The organism is Bacillus cereus group sp. RP32, from assembly GCF_040459735.1.
In the GTDB taxonomy this organism is placed as follows: Bacteria; Bacillota; Bacilli; order Bacillales; family Bacillaceae_G; genus Bacillus_A; species Bacillus_A wiedmannii.
This window is the reverse complement of the sequence record NZ_JARVHO010000001.1, coordinates 964,734-989,313: the sequence shown is the minus strand read 5'-3', so window position 1 is coordinate 989,313 and position 24,580 is coordinate 964,734. Positions and strand designations below refer to the sequence as shown.

The window sequence follows — 24,580 nt, the reverse complement described above, 5'->3', positions numbered from 1 at the left end:
ATAATAAAAGGTTAGTGCTATCGTCAACACTAACCGATTAATTCTTCAACAGATGAAGTTGTTCGTTTTTCAGTAAAATACGCATAGAGTAATTCATTTTCATCCAATGTGTAATGTTCTTTATATTTTCCATGGACGATAATAGAGTGCTTATACCCTCTACGAAATTTTGTGAATATCTTATATAAATGATCTTCTGATTGCACTTCAATAGGTGCAATCTTTTCAATTCCTCTTTTGTTCCCATAATAACGTTCCAATAAAAAACGCATAAAGGCATAATGTCTTTGTTTCCACTCTTGATATAACGACACCGCTAAAAATATGAGTAGTACCCACATCATAATATTGTTACTATTCCAAAGTAACTGCCACACTAGTATTACACTAAAAAAAACACATGATAATTTCATCATCTTTTCATGTGCTTGTAAATAAGGAAAACGATATGATAATACGTTAAACAATACTTTTCCACCGTCAAGCGGCCAAATAGGTAGTAAATTAAATGCTAAAATAATTATATTATTCCATATAAAGAAATAATATAAATCCGCACCCAGCCAACCAGCTTCAAACACTATATAACCTACCACCATCATCCAAATATGTTGTATAGGCCCTGCAATTACAACAACAAGTTCCTCTTTCAATGACTTATTCCCGTGTTCCTCAAGCTCAGCCACACCACCAAACGGTAAAAGTTGAATCTTTTTAATACGCCAATTGTAGTGTGCCGCCGCAAAGGCATGCCCAAGTTCATGGATAAGAACGATACAAAATAACAGTAGTAACTCTTTAAAACGGGCCGTAAAAATACCAATGACAATAATAATCCAAAACAACGGATGCACTGAAATCTTCGTTAAAACTTCTCTATATTTAATCAAATGAAATCACCTGAATCGGGTCAATAAATTTTTCATTCTTTTTTATCGCGAAATAAAACTTACCATTTTTATTATTTGCATCATTATTCACCGTTCCAATTTTTTGTTTCTTTGAAACGTAATCATATAATTTCACTGTCATGTCATTTAAATTCGCATACCACGATTCTGTTCCATCTGCATGCTGAATTTGAACCGTATTACCAAGTTCCTCTTTCTTGCCTGCAAAAACAACTAGCCCTTCATTCACTGACTCAACAGTTGCATTTGTAGCTGTTTGAACAAATACACCTTGGCCATTTTTTTGAAACCCTTGCATTACCTTTCCAGAAGCAGGGATCGCATAATCTTTTTGCTGAATAGTTCCTTCTTTTTTCTCAGTAGGTGAATAAAATACGAGCGGTTTTCCAAACTGCTTTTCGTACCATTTCGCTACAGTAGCAAACTGAAATTCTTCTTTCATCACTTTTTCTGTAACAGCTTTAGCACCGTCGAAAGAAGAGGGTGCATTCTTATATAAAATAGCGACAGAAAGAACTAATATTGCTGATAACAAAAATTTGAAGAAAAATACTTCTTTTCGAAATAAAGGATGAATTTCCTTTTCTCCTTCTTCAATAAATACTGTTTCACTATCAAAATTCCCTCCAGCAAAATACTGCTCTTCCTCCATCCTTTCTTGCTCTGCCTTCCTTTTCGCAATTCGTTTTTTAATTTCTTCTACACGTCTATTCTTCATACTGTCTCCTTTCTTTCGTTAAGCTAATTTAAATAGAAACAGTTGTATACAGTTTGTACATATGTATGAGCTAAGAAAGGAAGATATTCGTGTGAAGAAAAAAGAAAGCACTTCGCATATGTGCGAAGTGCTTTTAACGGATTCCAAAGAAGTTTTTCACCTTTGTAAATACCGATACCTTTTCTTGTCCAAATGCTTGCAATGGTACATTCTCACCCAACAAGCGTCTTGCAATATTACGATAAGCTAACGCTGCTTTTCCGCTCGGTTGCAACGCTACAGGTTCACCTGTATTTGTAGCACGAATAACTTCATCATCATCCTCGACAACACCAAGAAGCTCGATTGACAATGTACGTACGATTTCATCAACATCTAACATATCCTGCTCATGAAGCATATGACTACGCACACGATTAATAACAAGTTTTGGTGGTTCAATATCCTCTTTTTCTAAAAGCCCGATAATACGATCCGCATCGCGCATTGAGGATACTTCTGGCGTCGTAACAACGATTGCTTTATCCGCACCAGCTACCGCATTTTTAAATCCCTGCTCAATCCCCGCAGGACAATCAATTAATATGTAATCATAATCTTGACGTAATACTTGTATTAATTCATCCATTTGTTCAGGTGTTACCGCTGATTTATCACTCGTTTGTGCTGCAGGTAATAAATAAAGATCATCAAAACGCTTATCTTTAATAAGCGCCTGAGGTAAACGGCAACGCCCTTCAACGACATCAACAAGATCAAATACAATACGATTTTCCAGCCCCATTACTACGTCTAAGTTTCGAAGACCGATATCTGTGTCAATTAAGCACACTTTCTTTCCAGATAACGCCAGGGCTGTACCAATGTTCGCAGACGTTGTAGTTTTACCTACTCCGCCTTTTCCAGATGTAATTACTATTGCCTCTCCCACAGCTATACAATTCCCCTTTCTAACTTTGTTAAATTAGGTCTAAGATGAGTGAGAAGTTGCAGTCGATCGACAACAATGTGATTGTTCTCATTAATATACGCACATTCTGCCGCCTCCGCTCCGTCTTCTTTCTCTTCCGGAGCCCGCATTGCCACATCACTAATTCGAAGTTGCATCGGGTTCATATCAGATGCAGCGATTACAGCATCCGAATCCCCATAATACCCAGCATGCGCAATTCCTCTTAATGATCCTACGACAAAAATATTCCCCCCAGCGATAACCGTTCCGCCTGGATTAACATCTCCAATTAACAATAAATTTCCTTTTACATGTAAAACTTGTCCAGAGCGAACAATTTTGGAAATAGGGACAATTTCTGTTTCTTCTTTCCAAGCTATTGCTTCTGCTTTCGTTATAACATCACTTTCAATTGAATCCACAACAAGATTCTTTTTATTACGAATTAACGTACGAATCTCTTCTTGTTGGATTTCTGTTAAATAACGATTTCCCACTTTCACATGCACTTCAATTAAAGAGCGCCCATCACCATCATAGTAATGTGTAGAAAGCTTTTCATCCAGTTCCTCCAGTAATTCAGAGAATGAACAACAATCATCTAAATGAAGCGTTATTCCGTCTTTTGTCCCTTTTATTGTTACATTTTGTTGCTTTTTTTCTTCCACTAAAGTTCACCCCACCGATTCAATTCGACATAAAATTAGAAAATCCTTTTTTCTTTTTCTTTCATCGCTTTTGAAAGACGCACTAAATATCGTCTCAGTGGGAAACAAACTATCAATAAGAAAATTGCATTTAGCAATAAAGTAGACAGGAGACGATCTGTGAAAAAGACATACGCTGACATATGAGTACGTCCTAACAAAGTTAAAAATCCATACACATAATACTCTAGTGCTACAATGCTAGCTAGTACAATAGAAGCAACAATAAATAAATTCAATTGTAGTATCTTCATCACACTATAAACTAAATAAGCTAAAATCGGATACGCAAATATATATATACCGACAAGTTCTGTGTATACGGTATCAAATAAGAAACCAAATAAGAGTCCGTAATAAATCCCTTGGACCGGACTATAGTACACAGTAATAAAACATAACACAATTATAAAGAAATGAGGTGCTGCTATACTGTCTTTCCAAAAAACCTCTGTTGGAACAATAGTAGCAAACATATTTTCAAATAGAAAAACAAAAAGGAGCAAAAGAGGAAGAGCTGCTCTTTTTAAAATCTTCATCATCTCTTCTCCCCCTCCTATTCTAATGGCGCTGAAGGCGTTTCACGTTTCGCAACCGTAATATGCTCTACGTCATTCAAATCAGCGGCAGGTTTTACATAAGCTGTTTTTGTTAAGCCGTATGGATCCGGCTGAACATCAACGATTGTTCCAATTACAAGACCTTTCGGGAAAATATCACCGAGTCCAGATGTTACTACTAGTTGATCTTTTTTCACGTCTGCATCAGAGCCGATCTTTGTGAAAAGAAGTAAGTGCTTTTCTTTATCGTAACCTTCAATCAATCCAAAGATCTTCTCATCACCTTGCACGATAGCAGAAACACGATTTGTTCGGCTCATAGAGCTTAGCAATTCTACTGATGATGTAAACTGAGATACGCTTTTCACTCGTCCAACTAAACCTTGTGAAGTTACTACAGCCATATCCTTTTTAATTCCTTGCTGTGCCCCTCTATCAATTCCAATTAAATCGTACCATTTATCTGGATTACGAGAAACGACAGTCGCTGGAATTTCAGTATAACCGCTATTCAACTCTTTTTTCCCCGTTAACTCTTGTAACTTCTTTTTATCATCTTCTAATTGTTTTACTTGACTTGATAACTTTCCGTAATTATCTAATTTTGCTTTTAATTCTTTATTCTCTTCATACGTGCGCTTTACATCCTCTACATTTTCGAAGAATCCAGCTACGTATTTCGCTGGCTTTTGGAATACACGTTCTACAACACCGACAGTGTCTTTAACAAACTGCTCTGGCCATGTTAAACTGTTCCGTTCTTTCAATGAGATTCCAATCAATGCCACGAGAAGAATAATACTAACTAACAAAACAATTAATCTTTTGTTTAAGAAAAACTGTGGCACGTTCACACCCTCTTAATTTCATTGATTTTTATTTTGCAATATTATCGAGCAGCAGTTTTGAAAAGATCGATATTGTCTAATGCTTTACCTGTTCCAATTGCTACGCAATCTAATGGATCTTCTGCAACAAGAACTGGCATATTTGTTTCTTCGCTAATCACTTTATCTAAGTTACGTAGTAATGCTCCGCCACCTGTTAATACGATACCACGGTCCATAATGTCTGCCGCTAATTCAGGTGGAGTTTTCTCTAACGTATTTTTAACAGATTCTACAATTGCATCTACTGTATCTTTTAATGCATCTGCAATTTCTTCTGGTTGAATTAGTACTGTTTTTGGTAAACCACTTACTAAATCACGACCACGAATTTCCATAGGCTCGATACCTTCTGGCTCGCCTGCAGAACCGATTTCTAATTTCAATGCTTCAGCTGTTCTTTCACCAATCATTAAGTTGTAGCTTTTCTTAATGTACTGAATGATTGAATCGTCCATATCATCACCAGCAACACGAACTGATTGACTTGTTACAATACCACCTAAAGAAATAATTGCAACTTCTGTTGTACCGCCACCGATATCAACAACCATGCTACCAGTTGGTTCCCAAACAGGTAAGTTTGCACCAATTGCTGCTGCAAATGGTTCTTCAATTGGATAAGCGTCACGAGCACCAGCTTGACGAGTCGCGTCAATTACTGCACGTCTTTCGACAGCTGTAATACCAGATGGTACACATACCATTACGTATGGTTTACGTGAGAAAAATCCATTTGATTTTTGAGCTTGTTGAATGTAATATTTCATCATTGTTGCTGTCGTTTCGTAATCAGCAATTACACCGTCTTTCATCGGGCGAAGTGCCACAACGTTTCCTGGTGTACGACCAATCATTTGTTTTGCATCGCTACCTACAGCAACGATTTGTTTCGTATCAGTTTGTAACGCTACTACTGAAGGTTCACGTAAAACTACACCTTTTCCTTTTACATATACAAGCGTGTTCGCAGTTCCTAAATCTATTCCAAGATCGCGAGTAAATCCACCAAATCCAAACATATTATTTATCTTCCTTTCTTGTTTTCACGGACTCATTTTTTCTTAATTTATATTATAAAAACAGTACGTTTTTTATATCTTTATCCTTTTTGTAGATAAATTTCTACAAAAAACTCATAAATCACATTATAAAACAAAATAAGTAAAAAGCATAGTCTTAAATATGACCTTTTTCCTTTAAACTCACGAATTTATGGTCGCCTATTATAATATGGTCAAGCACTTCAATTCCGATAATTCGGCCGCATTCTACTAAGCGTTTTGTTACTTCAATATCTTCTCGGCTCGGCGTGGGGTCTCCTGAGGATAGCAATAGGTAAGACTTTGAGGTTATCTCCACCTTTTCCCCTGCTCTACACCGTGCGTGCAACTTTCATCGCACACGGCATGCCATCGTTTGCCTTCTATTTCATTTTCCTCAATCTACTTAGTTTAATTTAAATCCCTAATTTACTTGATTATTTCATTTCCAATTAACAATCTTAGTTTATTCAGCTTTATAAGTTGTTCCTCATTTAATTCAAGAAATTCAAGATACCTTTGGATAGTTTCTACATCTGTGGCATGGATTAGCCGGTGAACATCTCTAGTAATTAGCACTAAGTTGGAATAACTATCATCCTTCGTTTTACTCCATAATGTTTTATGATGGCAATCCATTTCCGTTAGAATCAATTCTTCCCCAGTCACTGCACATTTTCCATTTTGGGCTATAAACAGCGATATTCGATTGTCATTGAATTCTATTGTTGCCCGTTCATTAATGATAGGGTGTTCCCTAATCCATTGAACTTGCCAGTTCGGAACCGACTTTTGTTCCCGATGCATTAGTTCTCGTCCTTCTTTGGTAAATTTATTAACACTATTTTTGGGCATTAATGCTGTTTTTGTTTTAATGAACCCAATAGGAATGAGGGGATATCCATTAATATATCTTGTCATCTTTGATTTTAAATAAGGTTTAATGCCTTTATCTTTGATTGGATAATTGGTTGTTTTTCTCAATGAAAATTGCTTTAATCGCTGACGTTCTATTTGTGTTAATTGGTATTGTATTGGCATCAAACTATTGACTACTTGCGTCGCAATTTGATAATAATTGTGAATGCCAATAACCATACTATTATAGATTCGAACGTTCTTGATTAATTCGTTTCCATTGGGAACTCTTTGCATGAGTTTGATCTGGTCTTTGAGTTGTTTCTTAATCCTCTTTCGTGCTTTTTCTGCTATATGTGATTGACAAACGTATTTTCTGCGGCCAAAACGGTCATATCCTTTTCGTTCCATTTTCAGTTCAAAGCCGAGAAACTCGCTACTTTTCTTTTTCAGATTTGTAATTTGAGATTTCTCCTCAGAAATAGGAAGGTTTAACCGTTCCTCTAGCCACATTTTACTTGCCATGAAAATCTTTTCAGCATCTAATCGCGTTGTAGTAAAAATTTTAAAATCATCTGCGTAGCGGACAATGTACATTTCTTTTAATGTAGATGTTTTTCTAAGTTGTTGATAGCGATATTGGCGACTATACCATCCTGTTTTCTTATTAAGATAGTCCTTAAGCGTTCGGCACTTTTTACTTTCCCATTGGTTTGCAATCCACCAATCAAATTCATTTAAAGTGATATTCGCCAATAGAGGGGAAAGTATTCCACCTTGCGGTGTCCCTTTTGTTGGATGTACGATTTCTCCATTTGGTAAAACAATAGGCGCTTTTAACATTTTACGTATAATCACAAGTAATTGTTTATCACGAATACCCATTGTCCAAATTTGTCGCATAAGTTTTGAATGTTTCACTTCATCGAAGAAACCTTTAATGTCTATATCCACTACATATTGCATTTTATTATTGTTTATTCGTCCATTACATGCAGATATTGCATTTTCAGCTGATTTTGTCGGTCTAAACCCATAACTATATTTGTAAAAATTAGCTTCACATATAGGTTCCAGTACTTGTAGAATACATTGTTGCGCAATTCTATCCCACATAGATGGAATACCTAATGGTCTAGTTTTTCCATTAGGTTTTGGAATTTCCACACGTTTTACTTTTCGAGGATTATACTGTTTAAATCTTTTCTTCACAATTCCAATAAACTCATGGGTTCCAAGCTCTTCAACGTCCTTTATCGTAACTTCATCGACTCCAGGCGTAGCGCTTCCGTTATTCCGTTTAATATTTCGATAGGCAAGTAGAATGTTGTTGTCTGAAGTAATGATTGACATGAGGTTTTTAAATTTTTGTTTATCCTTACTTTTTACATAAAGTTCATCGAAGATTTCAGTCATGCCATAATACTCTGCATGGCGTAACCTTGTATTTTTCATTCTAGGGATCTTCTTAAAGTTTTCGTTCAAGGTATATCACGCTCCAATCTTGGCTCGTGACCTTTTTAGTCATACGAGAATCCTTGAGATGATTGAGTTAAAATAGTTTAGGCGAAACGACTTGAGGCTATTGTTCCATTTCCATTACAGAAACTTCATCACTCCTGCCTCTACTCTCACTATCATAAAAGGAAGTTATAGATATATTCCTTTCCTCCCTACCACTTCATAGAGTGTGTACTCTCCATGTTGATAGCTTTCCACGTTCCCTTAACTCTATCTATTCTTAACTTAGGTGCTAGCTCTTGCCTGACGTCCTCTCCATCGCCTGTAACGATGCATGGAGCTTTCGAAACCACCATACTTACTCGCCCACGGAACGCACTTGAAGTTTTCATCAAGTCTACTCATTTCTAAGTAGTTCCACTTACAGACATTTCGTTCGCTAGTTCGTCAGTGTTTTACCACATTCTCACCATATTAAGTTTTTCACGACTCACGACCTATCAGTTGTACCAACCACCTCTGGTTAGCTTTCGGTTACTCATGAGTACTACGACAACTTTCAGCCGACTTCACCGAGCTTCACACCCTATTCTTATACACATTCGAATAACGCATGTCGGAGTATTAGAGTAGGCATTTCAAGGCGTTACCCTATCATTCTACCTATCGAGTTAAGAGTTCACGACTCTCTTACTTGCCATAAATGACGTTCAGACAGCGTGCGTAACCTTTTCAGTTAGGAACGTGTCGCACGATGGTTATGAAGACATATGATAGAGGCTGCTGCACGGCGGAACGCTTCTTTAAAAACTTCCCTTGGATGCACAATTGATGTGTTTAAGCTTCCAATGAAAATGGTTTGCCTATGTATAACTTGATTTTTTGTGTTTAAATATAAACATACAAAATGCTCCTGCTGCAGGAAGCGCATTTCTTCCATCATATATCTCGCACAATCTTCTGGGCTTCGAATGCTGTATCTATTTTGATATTCTAAACGTACCATTCTTCTACCAAGTTCAAAAGCAGCTATAAGCTGGGCTGCCTTTGCAATCCCAACACCATGTATACTGACAAGCTCTTCTAACGTTGCATCTTTCAACATACGTAAACCATCAAAGTGATGTAAAATTTTATCTGATAACTTTAAAACTGTTTCTTCTTTAGAACCTGTTCTAAGTAACACAGCAAGAAGCTCCCGATTCGATAAACTTCCAGCTCCTTCTAACAATAAACGCTCCCGTGGCTGTTCTTCTTTGACAACATCACGAATACCGTTCATTTCTCCACCCCTTTTATTTGTTCTCTCAAAGAAAATCCCATGCAATTTTACGCATGGGTTACATCAATATTAAATTGTTTTAATTCCCGAACAAGACGTGAAATTGGTAACCCGACTACACTATAGTAGTCCCCTTGAATATGTTGAACAAAAATAGATCCTTTACCTTGAATTCCATAACTCCCTGCTTTATCAAGAGGTTCTTTTGATGCAACATATACGTCAATTTCCTCTTCTGTTAATTCCCAAAACGTAACTTCTGTACGCTCGTAAAAAGTGACTGTTTTGTCTTTCGCTATAATTGCAACACCCGTATACACTTCATGTGTTTTCCCTGATAATAATTGCAACATTTCTTTCGCCTCAGCCTCATTAGAAGGCTTTCCAAGTATACGCGATTCATATGTAACAATTGTGTCTGCACCTAACACAATGTAATCACTATTCGTTTCTGCTACCGCAGATGCTTTTTGCAAAGCAAGTGACATAACAATATCAGAAGGTGAGGAATACGCACCAATCTTTTCTTCTACTTCACTTACAATAATTTCAAATGGCACACCAGCTAACTCAAGTAATTCCTTCCTGCGAGGTGACCCTGAAGCTAAAATAATTTTTTTCATATTTTCTCCTTCCTTTCTCACATGAAGCAGAATCATTTACAACAATCGTATCAAAGGAATAGTTTGTCCACAAATGAAAGAAATATTATCTTCTCTATATAAAATAATACCTCTTTACTAACATACAATTATATTTCTGCCATAGAGAAAGCACTTTACTATAAATTCAAAAGAAAAGAAAGAAGTACCTACACTTCTTCCTTCGTCATTTCATTATCCTATTATTTCGCCTTTTGTGAAACAATTTTTTCATACGAAAGCATACCATCAATAATAACTTGATTTAGTTTCGCCAAAGATTCCTTATCATCTTTTCCGTCCTTCACTGTTTGCACAGCTACTGACGTATACATATACAATTTCTTCGCTTCTTCTTGCTTCATACTTTTCCCTTCTTTTTCAATCGCTTTCCACTCTTTTTCAATCGCCCCTATATCTTTCGCATTACTTTTTCTACTAGCTTGTATGCTGGAAGCATATTTTGCTAAATGAGTATATAATGGCTGTACTTTTGTTAAAAATGCCCCAACTTCTTTATCATCTTTAAGTAACGCTTTATCTGTTATATCCCAGTTCTTTTTCAATACGGAGACATTATCATTTTTATACTGCGTCATTAATTGATTTATGCCTTGTTCATCGCTAGCAATACCAACAACTAATGCATACTTATCACCGCTCGGTTTTAAAGCTGCAACGCCTCCATTACCTTTCCACTCTTCAAGAGCGGCCTGTCCCTTTTCTTCGGAAGAATAAATCCCTCCTTGCACAAAAAATAATTTCATTGGATCTAATGACGTTCCTGTCTGTGCTTTTTGTTTTTCCTCTTTTGGTGCCGGTGTTTGTTCTGCCGTTCCGCCCACCTTTGATTCTTCATTTCGCATCTGCTTCGAAGCTGTTACTTCGCTTCCCCCTGTCGCACCTTGTCCTTTAAGTAACTGTAGCATTCCCATCCCAAAAGCCGTACCAATAACAATCGCAGTGGCAACGATTGCAATTAACGTATTGCTCCACTTCTTTCGTTTTTTTTCCTTAGACACCAATTTCGCTTTTTGAAACGGAACAACGTTTTTCGGTCTTTCACTTTCTACTACCATCCATTCAAATTCATCTTTCTTCTTCTCCTCATACTTCGCTTCTGTTCCATTCACTTTCACTGAGATCGTTCGTGATTGCTTGTCCATACACTCACACCTCACCTCTTATCATTGTCCGCATCATATCATATTCATTTCACAAAAAAATGAGATATTTGTCAGAGGAATTCGCCAAATAACCCTATATATTTATCTTATATGTATGCATTTGACTTCATTTGTAGAACAAAAAAACTAGATAGCAAAGACTATCTAGTTTTTCTCGCGAATATATTTTCGAACTTCCGAAATGAAATAAAGAGAACCTGTTATGATAAAAACATCATTTTCTCCAATCATTTCAACCTTCGTATCAATTGCCTCTTTCCAATTTTCAAAAACTAGTTTTGACTCTTTCTTTGAATACGATGCAAGCTCGTCAGCAGAAATAGCACGATCAAAGGCGAATGTTGTAAAAATAATTTCATCGGCAATGGTTTCTAATTGATCTACCATATTATGCAATTGTTTATCACCTAGGGCAGTAAATAAAACTATTACATTTTTATTTTTGTAATGTGATTCTACTGTTTTCACAAGACTTTCGATACCTTCTGGGTTATGGGCACCATCTATAATAATATCTGGATTGCTTTGCAGTTTTTCAAATCGACCAATCCAATACGCTTCCTGTAATCCAGTTCTTATTTCTACTTCCTCAATTAAAAATGATAAGTATGTTTTGACATACATGACTGCCATAAGTGCAAGTGCTGCGTTTCCTACTTGGTGAACACCTTTCATTGAGATTCGCACATCTTCAAAAGTGGCGAAAGGACAAGTGAAATCGAACCATTCTCCATCTTCGCCAGACTGTTTATGTAACGCTGTAAAATGCTTGCCCATCTCGTATAAGTTTGCATGATTTTCCTTTGCAACTTTTTGAATGACTTGCAATGCTTCCTCATCTCGTACACCAGTAATAACCGGAACACCAGACTTAATAATCCCCGCCTTTTCATATGCAATTTCTCCTAGTGTATTCCCTAAAATATGCATATGATCGTGGCCGATATTTGTAATAATCGTGAGAACAGGATGAATAACATTCGTAGAATCAAAGCGCCCTCCAAGCCCTGTTTCAAATAAAACAACATCACAGAAATTAACTTTACCGAAATAACAAATTGCCATAACAGTAATAATTTCAAACTCAGTCGCTTCCCCTAAATCCGTCCCATCTAGTTTTTCAACGACTGGCTTTACCATCTTTACAAGTTCAGTAATCTCTTCATCTGCAATTGGTGTCCCGTTCACACTAATACGTTCGTTAAATGTTTCAATATATGGAGAGGTAAATGTTCCTACCTTATATTTTGCATCTTCTAACATGTAGCGCATATATGTTAACGTTGAACCTTTTCCATTTGTACCAGCAAGATGAACACATTTTATGTGACGCTCTGGATTTCCGAGCTCTTCTAGCATCCATTTCATTCTTTCTAATCCCGGTTTAATACCAAACTTCAATCGGCTATGAATCCACCCTATCGCTTCTTCGTATGTATGTATCACGTATGCTTCCCCTTTCAAAAGACAACCTTCATACTCCTATTATACGCAAAGAAAAGAGACTCACCAATATAGTGAGCCTCTAAAAAATATTTTACTTTTCAAGATCTGCTAGACGTTGGCGAACTGCTTCACGTTTTTCTAGGTAGTCTTGCTCTTTCGCACGCTCTCCGTCAATAACTGCTGCAGGAGCTTTCGCTACGAAACCTTGGTTTGAAAGTTTCTTCTGTACACGTTCTACTTCTTTGTCGAACTTCTCAAATTCTTTCTCAAGACGTGCTCTCTCTTCATCAAGATTGATAAGATCAGCTAACGGTAAGAATAACTCTGCACCTGATACGATTGCAGTCATTGCTTTTTCTGGTGCTTGTAAATCCGTTTGAATTATTAATTCGCTTGGGTTACAGAAACGCTCAATGTAAGAGCTGTTTTTCGTAAGTTGAGCAAGTACAGCCTCATCTTTTGCTTTAATTTGCATTTGAACTTTTTTGCTCATTGGCGTATTAACTTCTGCACGGATGTTACGAACAGAGCGAATGATATCAACTAGAAGGTGCATTTCTGCCGCAGCTTCTGTATCTTGTAAATCTTCACGAACTGTTGGCCATGCTGCTACTGTAATAGATTCGCCTTCATGCGGTAAATGTTGCCAAATCTTCTCTGTTACGAATGGCATGAATGGGTGTAGTAGACGCATTGTTTGGTCTAATACGTAAGCTAAAATAGAACGAGTTGTTTTCTTAGTTGCTTCATCTTCACCGTATAGTGGAAGTTTCGCCATTTCAATGTACCAGTCACAGAAATCGTCCCAAATGAAGTTGTATAATGAACGACCAGCTTCACCGAACTCATATTTATCCATGTTACGCGTTACGCTTTCGATTGTTTCGTTTAAGCGAGTTAAAATCCACTTATCCGCAACTGATTTTTCACCAGTTAAATCGATTTCTTCATACTTCATATCATCCATGTTCATTAATACGAAACGTGATGCGTTCCAAATTTTATTAATGAAGTTCCAAGTAGACTCTACTTTTTCCATACTGAAACGTAAATCTTGACCTGGTGCGCTTCCTGTTGATAAAAAATAGCGCATTGCATCTGCACCGTACTTCTCGATAACATCCATTGGATCAATACCGTTACCAAGAGATTTACTCATTTTACGTCCTTGCTCATCACGAACTAAACCGTGAATTAATACATCTTTAAATGGACGCTCGCCTGTAAACTCTAAACCTTGGAAAATCATACGAGATACCCAGAAGAAGATGATGTCATAACCCGTTACTAATGCATCTGTTGAATAGTAACGTTTGAAGTCTGCTGCATCTTCATTAGGCCAACCAAGTGTTGAGAATGGCCATAACGCTGAACTGAACCATGTATCAAGTACATCGTTATCTTGATTCCAGTTTTCAATATCTGCTGGTGCATCTGTACCTACGTATACTTCACCAGTTTCTTTATGATACCAAGCTGGAATACGGTGTCCCCACCATAATTGACGAGAAATACACCAGTCGTGAATGTTTTCCATCCAGCGTAAGTATGTGTTTTCAAAACGTTCTGGTACGAACGTTACTTTCTCTTCTTCTTTTTGTTGAAGCTCTACTGCCTTCTCAGCAAGTGGAGCCATTTTTACGAACCATTGTGTTGATAAGTAAGGCTCAACAACTGCACCACTACGCTCACTATGACCTACTGAATGCATATGAGGCTCGATTTCTACTAATACGCCCGCTTCTTGTAAGTCCTTCACTAACGCTTTACGGCATTCGAAACGATCCATACCGTTATACTTACCAGCTTTTTCGTTCATTGATCCATCTTCGTTCATTACTAAGATACGTGGTAAGTCATGACGGTTACCTACTTCAAAGTCATTCGGGTCATGAGCTGGTGTAATTTTTACAACGCCTGTTCCGAAATCTTTTTCTACGTACTCATCAGCAATAATCGGAATCTCACGGCCTACGATTGGAAGTGTAACTGTTTTCCCGATTAAATGTTTGTAACGATCGTCTTCTGGATGAACTGCTACTGCTGTATCACCAAGCATCGTTTCTGGACGAGTAGTAGCAAGACGAATATGACCAGAACCATCTGTTAACGGATAGTTCATATGGTAGAATGCACCTTGAACTTCTTTATGAATTACTTCAATATCAGAAAGAGCTGTGCGTGTTGCTGGGTCCCAGTTGATAATATATTCACCGCGGTAAATTAAGCCTTTTTCGTATAATTGAACGAATACTTTATTAACCGCATCAGATAAACCTTCGTCTAATGTGAAACGTTCACGAGAATAGTCTAATCCTAAACCAACTTTCCCCCATTGTTGACGAATGTGAGACGCGTATTCCTCTTTCCATTCCCAAGCTTTTTCAAGGAATTTCTCACGGCCAAGATCGTAACGTGAAATACCTTCTTCACGAAGTTTCCCTTCTACTTTCGCTTGTGTTGCGATACCCGCATGGTCCATTCCTGGAAGCCATAATACATCGTAACCTTGCATACGCTTCGTACGAGTTAAAATATCTTGAAGAGTTGTATCCCAAGCATGACCTAAGTGTAACTTACCAGTTACGTTCGGAGGTGGAATTACAATTGTGTATGGTTGTTTCTTCTCATCTCCTGTTGCTTCGAAATATTTGCCTTCAAGCCACCATTGATAAAGGCCTTCTTCAACGGACATATGATCATATTTAGTTGGTAAATTCTTTTCCGTGTTTGACATTATTTTCCCTCCTTAAAATAAAAAATGCCCCTCATCCAAAAAGGACGAGGGACATCGCGGTACCACCTTTATTTACAAACAAATTCAGGAATTTGCTTATACTCTTAATTTGATAACGGACAAATCCGTCTTTTCCTAATGAGAACTATTCCGTTCAGAAAAGATGCTCCAGGGCTACCTTCTAACATAACTATCTAGAGAATCTCCCAGCTAATGATTCTCCTCTCTGAAGACGTTTCTTGTTATACTCTTCCCCTTCAAGGCATTTATATGATTGTTAATTATTATATACAATAGTGTAAAAAACGAAACCCTATTCGTCAAGATAAATTTAATACTACGGCTTTTTGGGCAAAAAAAGAAGATAAGTAGCATCCTCTACTTATCTTCTTTCTCCCGCTATTTACGGGCAGTAAGACCCCATCACTTTATCCGCTCCCTTGCTGAGCAGCTTGTAATTGCGAAAGGAAATATTCTATATTGCTAACGAGCCAATGCGATTGTTGTAAGCTCTTTACTCCGAGCAGTTCATTTTCCTCATTGCGACTCTCTCTTCTTTTCTTATAAGACTGGATTTGCCGAATAAATTGCGATGGATACGTCATATATGCAAACATGAGTAGTTGCTCTTCTTTCGTAAAAGGGAAATTTTTTTGGTACATTTGATACCATTCAAACCGATCACTTCGCGCAATTGGATACGTATTTAAAGACCGAGAATAAAACCCTACTATATCTTGCACCGGTGTGGCAAACTTAGATTTTTCTAAACTAATAAAATAGCCATTCCGTTCATAATCAAATAAGAAATGATTAAGCGATACGTTACCATGTACAAAAGTAATACGTGTTTTTTCTTTTTCTTTCATCGCATCGTTCCACTCAGTTAATTGCTTCATTGCAAACTCACGCGCCCTCATTACATGATGATAGTACGTACAATATTGCAATTCAAACGGAGACATATACCACTTCGCTTCAGATTCTACGAGAAACTCTTCTAACATCTCACCATCATTCTCCCAGCGATCGGATATATTTGTATAATGTTTTTCTAAATCTTCTTCTGTATACGTTTCTTCTTTCACCGTTTTTTGATGTAACGTCCCGAGAGTTTGAAACATTTTATGGTATTGATCATTATCCTCGCCGTTGCCTTCCGCACGTTCTAACCAAGGCATTAAATAATAATTATACGTCCCGTCACTTAAAATATAATTTCCATCCGTCGCATGGTATATAGGTACATAATTTGAAAAACCGTTCTCCTTCAAATATTGAATATGGTGCAAAAAGTTATTCCTCTCTAACTTCCCGTCTTCTATTTTCTTGAGCGCATACGGACCTTGATTCGTGTAAATTTTCGTTACACTTCCGTGCTCTTCCATATGCTGTGTATCCAATCTATATTGCCTTACAATGGGTTCATAGCGATTTCGTAATTCAATATCCATACGAATAACCCTTTCTATTCAAAACATTGCCTTTAGGAAAATAAGTGAGTGAAAACACTCACTTATTTCGCTTTTGCCCTTGAAACAGGAATATAAATAATTTGTCCCGCAGTTAAATATATATCTTCTGTTTGATTGACACGATATAAGTTTTGTACAGACGTTTCATAACGGTCTGCAACAGATTCGATTGTATCCCCTTCTTGCACGAAATACATTCTTAACTTTGTAAATTCTTCTTCCGGTTCTTTCGTAAATATTTTCGTTAAATAAAGTGCATTTTCATCTCGCTGTGAATACGTTTCTTCTTCTTGCTCTTCTTGTTTTTTCGCTTTTTCTTTCTTGAAATCTTTTCTTCCGAACAATTCAAATTGTGGCGTTGATTCTTTCTCCTCTTCACGCTCCACAAATTCATGTTCTTCTATTTCCTCTTCCTCTACTTCCTGCTCTTTTCTTTCCTCTAGTTGAAACGGTTCAAATGCGTAATCTTCCCACTCATCTGATTCCTTATAGACTGGTTCTTCTACGTGCATGGCGGGTCTATTTTCATCTTCTTGTGCGGAATCAGCCTCTAACTCAGCATACGCTGTTTCTTCCTCTTCATCCTCGATTCTTTCTTCATCACATAAACCAGTGATAGATATATCCGCTAATAATTGTAAGCAACCATTTTCCTTTAATTCATAATCAAATTCCTCAATAGATACATATAGTTCTTCAATTACTTTCACACGGTTTCTCGGAATTGATATTTCAAGCGGAAAGGAATGAACAAGTTCATTAACCCCATCTTCCCTTGTTTCTACATAATCAATCGACTTCGCTGGCGATAAATCTCTTAATGAATAAGCCGAATCATCTTGCCGCGCAACATACTCTCCCGTTAAATCTAATTGCCCTCTCACGATAACTTCATGATCAAGCTCTTCTATCTCAACGTCTGGATCTAACGAAATTGACAAAAGTTCTTCGACTTCCTGTCCTTTTTGGAACCAAACAGATTCTTTTAATGAAAAACGTAATGAATGATCTGTTGCCACTTCTTTTCCCCCTCCCAAACTATATGTCATTACAGATTTATGTATGGAAAGCTGACTTTATGAATAAAAAAAATCGCTCCCCTTATGGAGAGCGATTTTCTTTCAACAATTAAGCTTTTAATTTTGACATTGCAATTTCAGCTGCTGCAATCGTCGCTTCAATATCTGCATCACTATGTGCTGTCGATAAGAATAGACCTTCGAATTGAGATGGTGGCAAGAATACACCTTGTTCTACCATTTCACGATAGTAAGCCGCAAAGAATTCTAAGTTTGAAGATTTTGCTGCATCGTAATTAATAACTTGTTCATCTGTAAAGAAGATACCAATCATAGAACCCGCACGGTTAATATGATGCGGAATGCCATGTTTTTCAGCCGCTTTACGTAAGCCAGCTTCTAACATTTCAGCTTTACGCTCAAATTCTACATATGATTCTGGCGTTAACTGTACTAACGTTTCATAACCTGCTGCCATTGCAAGTGGGTTACCTGATAAAGTACCTGCTTGGTAAATCGGTCCGCTCGGTGCAACTTGGCGCATAATTTCTGCTTTACCACCGTATGCTCCTACTGGTAAGCCACCACCGATTACTTTACCTAAACAAGTTAAATCAGGTGTTACACCGTAATAACCTTGTCCGCAATTATAAGCAACTCGGAATCCTGTCATGACTTCATCAAAAATAAGCAATGCACCATTTTGCTCTGTTACTTCACGAAGACCTTCTAAAAATCCTGGTTGCGGAGGAACAACACCCATATTTCCTGCTACTGGTTCTACAATTATACAAGCAATATCATCACCAAATTGTTCGAAAGCGTATTTCACACTTTCTAAATCGTTATACGCTACGGTAATCGTATTTTTCGCTACACCTTCTGGTACACCTGGGCTATCTGGTAAACCTAGCGTCGCCACACCAGAACCGGCTTTAATTAATAACGAATCACCATGACCATGGTAACAACCGATGAATTTCAAAATTTTATTACGTCCTGTATAACCACGAGCTAAACGTAGCGCACTCATTGTCGCTTCTGTTCCAGAGTTAACCATACGTACAATCTCAATTGATGGTACGCGCTCAATAACAAGTTTCGCTAATTTATTCTCAATTTCCGTTGGGGCACCGAAGCTTGTTCCTCTTTCAGCAACAGATTTTAAAGCTTCAACAACACGATCATTCGCATGACCATGAATTAAAGGACCCCATGATAATACGTAATCGATGTATTCATTTCCATCGATATCATATACTTTAGAGCCTTTTCCGCGCTCCATAAACAACGGATTCATACCAACAGACTTAAAAGCACGAACGGGGCTATTTACGCCACCAGGCATTAAATCTTGTGCCTCTTCAAACGCCGCAATCGACTTATCAAACTTTTTCATTATTTAGCGCCTCCTTCTTGTAACCATCTTGCTGCATCTTTTGCATGATACGTAATAATTAAATCTGCTCCTGCACGTTTCATGCTAATTAATTTTTCAAGTACAACTTCTTTTTCATTAATCCAACCATTTTGCGCTGCTGCTTTAATCATCGAATATTCACCACTTACGTTATATGCAACGACTGGTAAATTAAAGTTATTTTTCACATCACGAACGATATCTAAGTAAGAAAGAGCTGGCTTTACAATTAAGAAATCTGCCCCTTCCATTACATCTGATTCTGCTTCACGGAATGCTTCCATACGGTTCGCTGGATCCATTTGATATGTTTTACGATCACCAAATTGCGGAGCACCGTGCGCCGCATCACGGAATGGTCCGTAAAATGCTGATGAATATTTCACAGCGTACGACATTACTGGTACGTGTCCAAAACCATTTTCATCTAATGCATGGCGAATTGCTGTTACGAATCCGTCCATCATGTTTGATGGCGCAATAATGTCCGCTCCTGCTTTCGCTTGGCTTACAGCTGTTTTCGCAAGAACTGCAAGAGACTCGTCATTTAAAATAATACCATCTTCAATTACACCGCAATGACCATGGCTTGTGAATTGACATAAACATGTATCTGCAACTACTACTAGCTCAGGGAATTCACCTTTAATTTTCTTAATTGCACGTTGCACGATTCCATGATCACAATATGCTGATGATCCAACTTCATCTTTTTCAGCAGGTAAACCAAATACAATAACAGAACGAATACCTAAATCAACAACCTCTTGCATTTCAGCTTGCAATAAATCTAAAGACATTTGATATACGCCTGGCATAGAAGGCACTTCATTACGAACATTTTCTCCTTCTAATACAAAAATAGGGTAAATAAAATCTTCCGTATGTAAAAACGTTTCACGCACAAGCGCACGCATATTACCGCTTTGTCTTAAGCGACGATGACGATTAAATTGTAAAGAGTTCATAGATTTCTATCCCCATTCTTTTATTTTATAGATTCACAAATGCATTGTAGTAATGATTCTACAGTGTACTCTTTCGGCATAATAACATGTGGAAAATAAAGGATCGCCTCTTTTTCCGTAATAGGCCCTATACAAGCAATTGTACAGTTTTTTGTCCATTCTCTCCAGTTTGTACCCTCAAGTAAACGAACAAAACTAGTAACAGTTGAAGGGCTTGTAAATGTAATAATGTCTACTTTCCCTACTTCTAACGCTACTATAAGCTCTTGCCTTTTCTCTACATTCTCTTGCGTACCATATACGATTAGCTCATCTAGAGAAACACCAATTTCGCGAAGTGCAACTGGAATTACATCTCTTGCTAAATTCCCTTTCGGAAATAAAATGCACTCGTTTCCACTTAGTCTTTTTACAAACTCTTCTGCAAATACTTCTGCAACAAATGCAGTTGGAACGAAGTCCACTTGATAGCCCCGCTTTTCTAACTCTAACCTTGTTTTCACGCCTACTGCAGCAATTTTAGTCTTTGCGGGTAGCTTCTTTCTCAAACTATCTAGAAAAAAAGCTACCCCATTTTTACTCGTAAAAATAACCCAGTCATACGAATGCAGGTGCCCTGCTATATGTTGAATTTGCCTATGAGACATACCTTCCATACGCAAAAGCGGAATTTCCAATGGAATTCCGCTCTTTTCTTTCACCGCTACACTCATTTGTTTCGCTTGATGCTGGGCACGTGTAATTAATACCGTTTTGCCAGCGAGAGCGTTCATATTTATTGTTGCCCCTTATTTGCAGCAAGAATGAGTTCTTTGGCGCCTTGTTTAATTAAACGGTCCGCAGCCTCTAATCCTACTTCCTCTGGATTAGTTCCTACTACTGTCTCTTTCAATAAAATAGAACCGTCCATAGAACCGACAAGAGCTGTTAATTCGATTGCATCATTTTCTGTAAGAGTTGCATATCCAGCGATCGGAACTTGGCAGCCACCTTCAAGTTTATGAAGAAATACTCGTTCTGCCGCCACTGTTCTTTCTGTTACTGCATCATTCATATGCGCTAACAACTGTAGTAAATCCTTATCATCCTCACGGCATTCAATCGCTAATGCACCTTGTCCTACAGCAGGTACACATAACGTCTCATCTAAATGTTCTGTAATAACTTCATTATCCCAGCCCATTCTTTGTAATCCAGCTGTTGCTAAAATGATTGCATCGTAATCCTCTTCTTGTAATTTACGTAAACGTGTATCGATATTTCCTCGAATCCACTTCACTTGTAAATCTGGTCTCGCAGCTAATAATTGTGCACTGCGTCTTAAACTACTCGTACCTAAAATAGCGCCTTCTGCTAACTCTTCAAACGCTGCTCCGCTTTTTGAGATAAAAGCATCACGAGGGTCAACACGCTTCGGTGTACAACCAATCATTAATCCTTCTGGAAGTACGGCCGGCATATCTTTCATACTATGTACAGCCATATCAATTTCTTTCGTAAGTAACGCATGTTCGATCTCTTTAACAAACAAGCCTTTTCCGCCTACTTTTGAAAGAGTAACATCTAAAATAACATCACCTTTTGTGACGATTTCTTTCACTTCAAATTCATATGGTAAACCTAGTGCTTTTAACTGATCAACAAACCAGTTTGTTTGCGTTAATGCTAATTTACTCTTTCGTGACCCTACAATAATTTTGCGCATAATTCTCTCTCCTCATTATAAATACCAAAAGTGGAAGTTGGATAAACTGCTTAATAGAAAAATATTGATTAGCATTACGAGAAATGCTCCGATGTTCCACTGCACGATTTTCTTCCCTTGCAACACATCTGCCACTCGTAAATATAGGCCAGCACAATATACAAATAGAACGACAAAAGACCCAATCACTTTCGTATCATACCAATGGAAATTGTCCAATTTCGTATATCCCCATATGCATCCTAATAAAATAGCTAATAAGAAAAATGGAACAGAAAATAAATTTAATCCGTAAGACATCGATTCTAGCTTCGGTAAATTCCCTAACCTTCTTAATCTCGCATTCCATTTTTTCTTTTTTAATAGGCGATATTGCAATAAATACATAATAGAAAAAATGAACGATACAGTGAAAGTTGCATAAGAAATAATAGCCATACCGACATGTACATATACAAGTTCTGAAACTAATTGCTCTGCCAGTACCGGCGACATCTTTCCGAGCGGTGTAAAAATAGAAAAAGCGCTTACGCCAAATGCGACAACATTTGTAAAAAAGACTAGAAAGTCAATTCTCATAAATCGATTAATGACTAACGACATCGTAATCAATAGCCAAACATAAAAATAAATCCCTGATAATAAAGTTAATATAGGGTTCGTTTCTGAATCTGTAGCCCTAAGTAACATAAAGATAGACTGCAGAACCCATACAATCGAAAGTAACCAAAAAGCAAATCGGTTCGCCTTTCGGTTACTTTGGAAATAATCTATAAAATATAAACTAATGCTACAAGCATATAAAATAATTGCAATATGATAAATAATACTGTTATTTAAAAAACTCATCCGATCATCCTTCCAAATTATAAAGATGGAACGGATGGTGTCCACGCTCTTTTATGTTCTACTTCTTCCGCACAACTCTCTACATCTTCCATTTCTAAGTCGAAAATCTTTGCAAATAACGCTAATTTTTCGTTTGCTCCCTCTTCAGCAGCAATTTCTTTCGCTACTAAAATTGGGTCTTTTAATAATTGATTAATAATACTTTTCGTATGCTTACTAATTACTTTTCTCTCACGATCACTAAGATTCGGTATTTTTCGTTCCAAGCTTTCCATCGTTTCACTTTGGATAGCAAGTGCCTTATCACGAAGAGCTGCTATTAACGGAACAACACCAAGTGTACTTAACCACGTTTTAAATAAAACAATTTCCTCTTCAATCATAAATTGAATTTTCTCTGCTTCTTTCAAACGCTCAGCACGATTTGCTTCCACTACTCCTTGCAAATCATCAATGTCATATAAGAAAGAACCTTCTAGTTCATCAATCGCTGGATCAATATCACGTGGCACTGCAATATCCACCATAAATAACGGACGACCAGAGCGCATTTTCTCTACCTTTGTCATCATCTCTTTCGTAATGACATATTCAGATGCACCAGTTGAACTAATTAAAATATCTGCTTCTAATAATGCACATTGCAATTCACTTAAAGGCTTTGCATGTCCCATATATTTCTCAGCCATTACTTCCGCTTTCGTAAACGTCCTATTCATGACGGTTACTTTTCGAGCACCGCTTCCATATAAGTTTTGCAGTGCCAGCTCACCCATCTTACCAGCACCAAGAATAAGCACATGACAATCTGTTAACTCACCAAATATTTTCTTTCCGAGCTCAACAGCAGCATAGCTAACAGACATCGCACTTTCACCAATCGTCGTTTCTGAGTGCGCACGTTTCGCTAACGTAACCACCTGCTTAAACAACTCATTAAAAATTGTGCCTGTCGCTTTTACTTGTTGCGCTTCTAAAAAGCTATCTTTTATTTGGCCTAAAATCTGTGTTTCTCCAACTACCATAGAATCTAAACCGCACGTCACGCGGAATAAATGATCTATTGCACCGTCTTGTTCAAAAATAGTTAAATATGGTGCGACTTCTTCTATTTCAAGCTGAAACCAATCAGCTAAAAACTTCTTAATATAATACCGTCCCGTGTGTAATTGATCGACAACAGCGTAAATCTCAGTGCGATTACAAGTTGATACAATGACATTCTCTAACACGCTCTTTTGATTTTGTAATGTAGTCATTGCTTGCTCTAGCTCTGCTGCCTGAAATGTGAGTTTCTCACGAAATTCTACAGGGGCTGTTCGATAATTTACACTAACAACAAGAATATGCACGCAGCATGTCCCCCTTCACCCGTTTTATCACTTTATCTACTATCATAATACAACTTTCCTCTTATGAATCTGACAATCGTGTGAACAACCGATTATTTTTTATTTATTCTCCGTATGTAATAAAGGAGATTCAGTAAAACTAATAAAGACTTTCTACTTTATAATGATTATAAATTAATAACTCTATTTGTACGTTACCAAAAAAAGCCCTCATAATCAAGTGATGGAAACTATTCCATATGAATTATAACATCATCTTTCCTATCTTCTTTCATCATGAAGAAAAATATGTATGATTGTTCCAAATTGTAGCACAAACTTTCTCAATACAATGTATTTGACATTGTATTTCTTTTTCGTTATATTGATTTTATAAAATTAAATTGTGCACAACTTAATTAG

The 24,580-nt window shown here is 37.3% G+C and carries 21 protein-coding genes, 2 pseudogenes and 1 other annotated feature; all 23 genes and pseudogenes read right to left on the bottom strand.

The features are described from left to right. Positions 1–29: 29 nt before the first annotated feature. On the bottom strand, positions 30–890 hold the full coding sequence (gene spoIVFB, locus QCI46_RS05110; RefSeq protein ID WP_353839735.1) for a stage IV sporulation intramembrane metalloprotease SpoIVFB: 861 nt from the start codon (positions 888–890) through the stop codon (positions 30–32). Then, a complete protein-coding gene (gene spoIVFA, locus QCI46_RS05105) occupies positions 883–1,629 on the bottom strand; it encodes a stage IV sporulation protein SpoIVFA (RefSeq protein WP_088064478.1) in 747 nt (248 codons plus the stop codon). Before spoIVFA ends, spoIVFB begins: the two co-directional genes overlap by 8 nt. A gap of 133 nt (positions 1,630–1,762) precedes the next feature. Further along, entirely contained in the window at positions 1,763–2,560 is a 798-nt protein-coding gene (gene minD, locus QCI46_RS05100; RefSeq protein ID WP_064474693.1) for a septum site-determining protein MinD, read from the bottom strand. Positions 2,561–2,562: 2 nt separating this feature from the next. Further along, the gene (gene minC, locus QCI46_RS05095) at positions 2,563–3,249 is read right to left on the bottom strand and encodes a septum site-determining protein MinC (RefSeq protein ID WP_353839734.1); all 687 of its coding nucleotides are present in this window, start codon (positions 3,247–3,249) and stop codon (positions 2,563–2,565) included. 35 nt (positions 3,250–3,284) lie between these two features. Then, positions 3,285–3,830 carry a rod shape-determining protein MreD gene (mreD, locus tag QCI46_RS05090; RefSeq protein WP_353839733.1) on the bottom strand — a complete coding sequence of 182 codons (546 nt, stop codon included), beginning with the start codon at positions 3,828–3,830 and terminating at the stop codon, positions 3,285–3,287. A 14-nt stretch (positions 3,831–3,844) separates the two neighbouring features. After that, positions 3,845–4,696 carry a rod shape-determining protein MreC gene (mreC, locus tag QCI46_RS05085; RefSeq protein WP_098114862.1) on the bottom strand — a complete coding sequence of 284 codons (852 nt, stop codon included), beginning with the start codon at positions 4,694–4,696 and terminating at the stop codon, positions 3,845–3,847. Positions 4,697–4,737: 41 nt separating this feature from the next. After that, positions 4,738–5,757, bottom strand: coding sequence for a cell shape-determining protein MreB (gene mreB / locus QCI46_RS05080; RefSeq protein ID WP_000466737.1), 1,020 nt, complete (start codon positions 5,755–5,757; stop codon positions 4,738–4,740). Positions 5,758–5,914: 157 nt separating this feature from the next. Then, positions 5,915–6,061, bottom strand: a pseudogene (locus tag QCI46_RS05075) (JAB domain-containing protein); the annotation flags it as partial. A 146-nt stretch (positions 6,062–6,207) separates the two neighbouring features. Beyond that, a complete protein-coding gene (gene ltrA / locus QCI46_RS05070; RefSeq protein ID WP_456304689.1) occupies positions 6,208–8,121 on the bottom strand; it encodes a group II intron reverse transcriptase/maturase in 1,914 nt (637 codons plus the stop codon). Between the two features lie 188 nt (positions 8,122–8,309). Beyond that, positions 8,310–8,489 (bottom strand): hypothetical protein, encoded by a 180-nt coding sequence (locus tag QCI46_RS05065; RefSeq protein ID WP_000858402.1) that lies wholly within the window; start codon positions 8,487–8,489, stop codon positions 8,310–8,312. A gap of 362 nt (positions 8,490–8,851) precedes the next feature. Further along, a pseudogene (gene radC / locus QCI46_RS05060) lies at positions 8,852–9,379 on the bottom strand (DNA repair protein RadC); the annotation flags it as partial. 47 nt (positions 9,380–9,426) lie between these two features. Further along, entirely contained in the window at positions 9,427–10,002 is a 576-nt protein-coding gene (locus QCI46_RS05055; protein ID WP_098089316.1) for a Maf family protein, read from the bottom strand. Positions 10,003–10,223: 221 nt separating this feature from the next. Beyond that, complete coding sequence (locus tag QCI46_RS05050) at positions 10,224–11,186, bottom strand: stage II sporulation protein B (RefSeq protein ID WP_353839729.1); 963 nt, start codon at positions 11,184–11,186, stop codon at positions 10,224–10,226. A 165-nt stretch (positions 11,187–11,351) separates the two neighbouring features. Next, the gene (locus tag QCI46_RS05045) at positions 11,352–12,653 is read right to left on the bottom strand and encodes a bifunctional folylpolyglutamate synthase/dihydrofolate synthase (protein WP_353839728.1); all 1,302 of its coding nucleotides are present in this window, start codon (positions 12,651–12,653) and stop codon (positions 11,352–11,354) included. A gap of 91 nt (positions 12,654–12,744) precedes the next feature. Further along, a complete protein-coding gene (locus tag QCI46_RS05040; RefSeq protein ID WP_353839727.1) occupies positions 12,745–15,390 on the bottom strand; it encodes a valine--tRNA ligase in 2,646 nt (881 codons plus the stop codon). Between the two features lie 37 nt (positions 15,391–15,427). Beyond that, positions 15,428–15,660 (bottom strand) — a binding site (T-box leader). A gap of 158 nt (positions 15,661–15,818) precedes the next feature. After that, positions 15,819–16,844, bottom strand: a complete 1,026-nt coding sequence (gene ysxE, locus QCI46_RS05035; RefSeq protein WP_088064510.1) for a spore coat protein YsxE — start codon at positions 16,842–16,844, stop codon at positions 15,819–15,821. A 62-nt stretch (positions 16,845–16,906) separates the two neighbouring features. Beyond that, the gene (spoVID, locus tag QCI46_RS05030) at positions 16,907–17,884 is read right to left on the bottom strand and encodes a stage VI sporulation protein D (RefSeq protein WP_048541357.1); all 978 of its coding nucleotides are present in this window, start codon (positions 17,882–17,884) and stop codon (positions 16,907–16,909) included. A 109-nt stretch (positions 17,885–17,993) separates the two neighbouring features. Continuing rightward, on the bottom strand, positions 17,994–19,283 hold the full coding sequence (hemL, locus tag QCI46_RS05025; protein WP_048541355.1) for a glutamate-1-semialdehyde 2,1-aminomutase: 1,290 nt from the start codon (positions 19,281–19,283) through the stop codon (positions 17,994–17,996). Then, positions 19,283–20,272 carry a porphobilinogen synthase gene (hemB, locus tag QCI46_RS05020; protein ID WP_353839726.1) on the bottom strand — a complete coding sequence of 330 codons (990 nt, stop codon included), beginning with the start codon at positions 20,270–20,272 and terminating at the stop codon, positions 19,283–19,285. Before hemB ends, hemL begins: the two co-directional genes overlap by 1 nt. A 20-nt stretch (positions 20,273–20,292) precedes the next feature. Next, positions 20,293–21,045 (bottom strand): uroporphyrinogen-III synthase, encoded by a 753-nt coding sequence (hemD, locus tag QCI46_RS05015; RefSeq protein ID WP_353839725.1) that lies wholly within the window; start codon positions 21,043–21,045, stop codon positions 20,293–20,295. A 2-nt stretch (positions 21,046–21,047) separates the two neighbouring features. Further along, positions 21,048–21,977 carry a hydroxymethylbilane synthase gene (gene hemC, locus QCI46_RS05010; protein ID WP_353839724.1) on the bottom strand — a complete coding sequence of 310 codons (930 nt, stop codon included), beginning with the start codon at positions 21,975–21,977 and terminating at the stop codon, positions 21,048–21,050. Positions 21,978–21,992: 15 nt separating this feature from the next. Then, positions 21,993–22,826, bottom strand: coding sequence for a cytochrome c biogenesis protein (locus QCI46_RS05005; protein ID WP_000008998.1), 834 nt, complete (start codon positions 22,824–22,826; stop codon positions 21,993–21,995). A 17-nt stretch (positions 22,827–22,843) separates the two neighbouring features. Continuing rightward, complete coding sequence (gene hemA / locus QCI46_RS05000) at positions 22,844–24,178, bottom strand: glutamyl-tRNA reductase (RefSeq protein ID WP_098089296.1); 1,335 nt, start codon at positions 24,176–24,178, stop codon at positions 22,844–22,846. Between the last annotated feature and the right edge of the window lie 402 nt (positions 24,179–24,580).

Bases quoted from the DNA above. Each gene is read 5' to 3' on its own strand.
- ysxE (WP_088064510.1), bottom strand. From the start codon at position 16,844: ATGGATATTGAATTACGAAATCGCTATGAACCCATTGTAAGGCAATAT.
- mreD (WP_353839733.1), bottom strand. From the start codon at position 3,830: ATGATGAAGATTTTAAAAAGAGCAGCTCTTCCTCTTTTGCTCCTTTTT.
- QCI46_RS05040 (WP_353839727.1), bottom strand. From the start codon at position 15,390: ATGTCAAACACGGAAAAGAATTTACCAACTAAATATGATCATATGTCC.
- hemL (WP_048541355.1), bottom strand. From the start codon at position 19,283: ATGAAAAAGTTTGATAAGTCGATTGCGGCGTTTGAAGAGGCACAAGAT.
- hemC (WP_353839724.1), bottom strand. From the start codon at position 21,977: ATGCGCAAAATTATTGTAGGGTCACGAAAGAGTAAATTAGCATTAACG.
- QCI46_RS05005 (WP_000008998.1), bottom strand. From the start codon at position 22,826: ATGAGTTTTTTAAATAACAGTATTATTTATCATATTGCAATTATTTTA.
- mreB (WP_000466737.1), bottom strand. From the start codon at position 5,757: ATGTTTGGATTTGGTGGATTTACTCGCGATCTTGGAATAGATTTAGGA.
- hemD (WP_353839725.1), bottom strand. From the start codon at position 21,045: ATGAACGCTCTCGCTGGCAAAACGGTATTAATTACACGTGCCCAGCAT.
- spoIVFA (WP_088064478.1), bottom strand. From the start codon at position 1,629: ATGAAGAATAGACGTGTAGAAGAAATTAAAAAACGAATTGCGAAAAGG.
- QCI46_RS05050 (WP_353839729.1), bottom strand. From the start codon at position 11,186: ATGGACAAGCAATCACGAACGATCTCAGTGAAAGTGAATGGAACAGAA.
- QCI46_RS05055 (WP_098089316.1), bottom strand. From the start codon at position 10,002: ATGAAAAAAATTATTTTAGCTTCAGGGTCACCTCGCAGGAAGGAATTA.
- QCI46_RS05065 (WP_000858402.1), bottom strand. From the start codon at position 8,489: ATGAAAACTTCAAGTGCGTTCCGTGGGCGAGTAAGTATGGTGGTTTCG.
- hemB (WP_353839726.1), bottom strand. From the start codon at position 20,272: ATGAACTCTTTACAATTTAATCGTCATCGTCGCTTAAGACAAAGCGGT.